A 3942-nucleotide genomic window follows, 5' to 3' on the forward strand; every position below is an offset into this window, starting at 1 on the left:
CGTGGGGGCCATGGGCTGCAGCGCCGGGCCGCCCCAAGCAAGTTCAGCCCCCTCAGGGGGCAGCGCAGTACGCGAAGCGACAAGCGTGGGGGATCCAATCTGGTGGTGCAATATTTCGGGCGGTACCGACTTTTGCGGCGCTTTTATTGGCGGAAATCGTGAGCTGCCGCAACAGCCCGGCGTCATGCAGTGCCGGCTGCTGGGCTGCGCCGTTGAAGCGTGGAACGAGCAGGGCCAGCCGGTGCTGGGCGAGGTGGGCGAGCTGGTCTGCAGCCAGCCGATTCCGTCCATGCCGCTCTATTTCTGGGGCGATAAAGACAACGCGCGCTACCTCGCCAGCTACTTCGAGATGTACCCTGCCGGGCATGGCCGCAAGCCCGGTGGCGGCCTGCCCGTGCCCCCATGCTTCCCCTCTGCGAGTGGGTCGCTGCCCCCCGAGGGGGCTGTCCCGGTCTTGGGGCGGCCCGGCGACCGGGACCTCGGCCCCGAGGCGGGCGGGGTCTGGCGCCACGGCGACTGGCTGCGCATCGGCACCAAGGAGCAGGGCGGCGAAGGCTGCGTGATCTTCGGCCGATCCGACGCCACCATCAACCGTTACGGCCTGCGCATGGGCACCAGCGAGCTCTACAGCGCGGTGGAAGTGCTGCCCGAGGTGCTGGACTCCCTGGTGGTGGACCTGGAATACCTGGGCTTTGAGAGCTACATGCCGCTGTTCGTCGTGCTGCGCGAAGGCGTGGCGCTGGACGAGGCGATGAAGGCCAAACTCAACAACGCCATCAAGACCGCGCTCAGCCCGCGCTTCGTGCCCAACGCCATCTTTCAGGTGGCCGAAATTCCGCGCACCCTGTCGGGCAAGAAGCAGGAGTTGCCGATCAAGAAACTGCTGCTGGGGCAGCCGCTGGAGAGGGTGGTGAACAGGGATGCCATGGCCAACCCGGGCTGCCTGGACTGGTACGTGGCGTTTGCGCAGAAGCGGTTGGCGGGGTAGGGGTGGGATACCCCCTCTCGTTCAGCCCACTACGCGCGGCCTGCGGTTGACCAGCACAATGCCCGCCGCCACGGTGGCCAGTGCGGCCAGCAGGCCCGGCGTCACGCTTTCGTGCAGCCACAGCGCACCAAACAGCAAGGCAAAGAGCGGTGTGAAAAATACAAAGACCGAAATTTTCGTGGCCGGGTAGTGCCCGAGCATCCACATCCAGGCCAGATAGCTGGCAAAAGCACCGATCACCGTCTGCAGCAGGAGCGACGTGATCGCAAACGGGCTGAAGTGCCAGACCCAGACTTCTCCCAGCGCCATGGACAGCACCGGAAACGCCAGCGCACTGACGGCCAACTGGTAAAAAAGCAGCTTTTCTGCGGAGATCCGGGTCAGGCCGGAGGCGCGAATCACCACTGTGGTGAGGCCCCACAACATGCCAGCCACCAGCCCCAGCAAGTCACCGCGTGCGGTGGATGCCGGGCCACCCGAGAAGCCTTCGCGCAAGGCAAATCCCACCGCCACAAAGGCACACAGCAGCCCGACCCACTGCACGCCGCGCAGCCTTTCCGACGTGACCCACAAGGGCACCAGCAGCGCCACCCAGAATGGCGAGGTGTACAAAAACACCGTCAGCCGCGAGGCTGCGGTGTACTGCAGTCCCAGGTAGATACAGGCAAATTCCGCGCCGAACAGGGCGCCCGCGATCAAACCGGCCCGCCATGAGCCGTCACGGCTGAACAGGGGAATACCGCGCCACCAGCACCACAGCCACAGCAACGCCGTTGCCCCCACCAGGCGCAAAGAAGCCTGGAACATCGGGGGTATTTCGGCAATCGTGGCCTTGATCATCACCTGCTGCAAGCCCCAGAACAGGCAGCAGCCCAGCAGCAGGGAAATGGCGAGGGTATCGAGGTGGGCTTTGCGTGAGGTGACGGATGGAGGTTTCACAAAGGATGTTCGGAGTAGAACTTGCCGCCGTGATACAGCAGCGGCGCGGCACCGGCGCGGTGGCTGCAGCGCTCCACCTCGCCGACAAAAATGACGTGGTCGCCCTCTTCATAACGGCTGCGGTTAAAGCATTCAAAAGTTGCGGCCGCACCGATGAGCAGGGGCGAGCCGCTGGCACCATCGGTAAACAGCACGTCCTTCCAGCGGTCTTCGCGCTTGCTGGCAAAGCGTTCAGCCAGCTCTTTCTGGTCGGCCGCCAGAATGTTGATGGCATAGTGCGATCCGGTGCTCAGCGCCGCCATCGAGCCCGCGCTTTGCGACAGGCTCCAGAGGACCAAGGGCGGGTTGAGCGACACCGAATTGAAGGAGTTGGCGGTCAGGCCGAGCAGGGTGCCTGCGGGCGTGCGTGCGGTGACGATGGTGACCCCGGTGGCAAACATGGCCAGCGAGGCCCGGAATTCCCGCTGGGAAAAACTGGGGCTGCTTGCTTTGCAAAGGGTGGGGGGGGACAACATAGCAGGGTAATTTAACTCAAGCGTTCGGAGCCTGCCCGCTGCGGGGCTTGTAGTGCCCAATGTTGACCCAAAAGGCATGCTCCCGGAAGCGGTCGGATGGACGATTAAACGCGCGCGCATGCCCCTTTGCCTTGATTTCTCAGCCAAATTGCCGAATGTGAAACGCGAACTGTGCGAGGCAGCGCAGGGCCGCTGCCGCGTGTGCCCTGAAAGCCACTTACTTGTGATGCTGAAGAAAAAACTCTAGCATCGCCTGTGACGCGTCGGGGCCTTGCGGGTCGGTGAAGGTGCCCGCCGTGTTTCCGCCTGACCAGGCATGAGGCCCTGACCCGACGGACCAGTGTTCGACATAGGACTTTCCGTCCGCCGCGCGGTAAAGGGTTCGAAGGGCGCTTCGGCTGCTGCCGGTGCTGGCCGCACTTTCCTCGGTGCGCTGGATTTTTTTCAGCGCCAGGCCTGAAGCGCCCAGGGCCGCAAGCGCTGCGTCTGCGATCTGGTCGCCGTTGTCTGGGTGAACGGTTTTGTCGGCGCTGCCGTGAAAAACAATGGTCGGCATCACGCCTTCCTTCTCCTCAGCAAGCGCGGGTCGGCGAGCGCCCCGGCGCATGGCGCTCAACGCCGACGCCACATCGCTGGCGGCACCGGTCGGGATTCCCGAGTGCACGCCCAACGCGGCAAATAGCTCGGGGTAGAGCCCGGCCACCACTGCGGCCATCGCCCCGCCTGCCGAGAGCCCGGCAATATAGACCCGCGCCGGGTCCGCGTTGTGGCTCTGGATCACCTGGCGTGTCAGCGCTGCAATCATGCCGGGCTCACCGGCGTGGCGCTCCTGATGGGCGGTTTCAAACCAGTTCCAGCAGCGCATGCTGTTGGCTTTAGACAGCTGTTCGGGGTAAAGCACGATGCATTTTTTTTGCTCTGCCAGCTCGTTCATGGCCGTGCCTTGCGCAAAGTCAGCGGCGTCCTGCTGGCAGCCGTGCAGCAACACCACCAGTGGCGAAGGCGCTGGCAACAGAGTGTCTGTATCGACAGGACCGGGAAGGTAGAGCCGATAGGCATAACATGCATCGGCAAACTGGAAGTCGTGCTCGGTGAAGCTGACTGGCCGGGCCTGCAGCGCGAGCCGCGGCTGGACGGCTACTTCTTCAACCTGCATCTTTTCCTTCAGCACAGGTGCAGGGCCAACCGGGGGCTGAGCCTGCGGGGTTTGAGTGCCGATCAGACCCAGCGCGCGCCGGATCAGCCGCAGCGCATCCATGCGGCGGGCAAGGGAGGTTCGCTGTGTCGCTTTCAAAAGTTCGCTGAGTGAAATAGCCAATGAAAATCTCCGTTGCGCAGAAATTGCTGCAGTGCAGCAAAGAATACGCTTTTTTGGGCTATGACGTGAGGAGAAGGGCCATAACGCAGGGCTCTCCGAGCCACGGCAAGGGCGGCGCGACAAGGCGCAGGCGGGCAGGCAGCGAAATGGCGCCTGTCAGGTGTTCAGACTGTCTCTTATAC

At 63.6% G+C, this 3942-nt stretch carries 3 protein-coding genes and 1 pseudogene; 1 reads left to right on the forward strand and 3 read right to left on the reverse strand.

Annotated features, from left to right (window positions below; genetic code table 11):
• A pseudogene (locus B3F77_RS18200) lies at nucleotides 1-988 on the forward strand (hypothetical protein); the annotation flags it as partial.
• A gap of 21 nt (nucleotides 989-1009) precedes the next feature.
• Here the strand turns inward: B3F77_RS18200 and B3F77_RS18205 are convergent.
• The 3 genes from B3F77_RS18205 to B3F77_RS18215 form a co-directional block, all read right to left on the reverse strand.
• On the reverse strand, nucleotides 1010-1927 hold the full coding sequence (locus B3F77_RS18205) for a DMT family transporter (RefSeq protein WP_293606322.1): 918 nt from the start codon (nucleotides 1925-1927) through the stop codon (nucleotides 1010-1012).
• Nucleotides 1924-2442 carry a flavin reductase family protein gene (locus B3F77_RS18210; RefSeq protein ID WP_293606323.1) on the reverse strand — a complete coding sequence of 173 codons (519 nt, stop codon included), beginning with the start codon at nucleotides 2440-2442 and terminating at the stop codon, nucleotides 1924-1926. Before B3F77_RS18210 ends, B3F77_RS18205 begins: the two co-directional genes overlap by 4 nt.
• Nucleotides 2443-2659: 217 nt before the next feature.
• Nucleotides 2660-3760: an alpha/beta hydrolase family esterase gene (locus tag B3F77_RS18215; RefSeq protein WP_293606324.1), complete on the reverse strand. Its 1101-nt coding sequence runs from the start codon at nucleotides 3758-3760 to the stop codon at nucleotides 2660-2662.
• Between the last annotated feature and the right edge of the window lie 182 nt (nucleotides 3761-3942).

This window comes from Polaromonas sp. UBA4122, assembly GCA_002381615.1.
GTDB lineage: Bacteria > Pseudomonadota > Gammaproteobacteria > Burkholderiales > Burkholderiaceae_C > Polaromonas.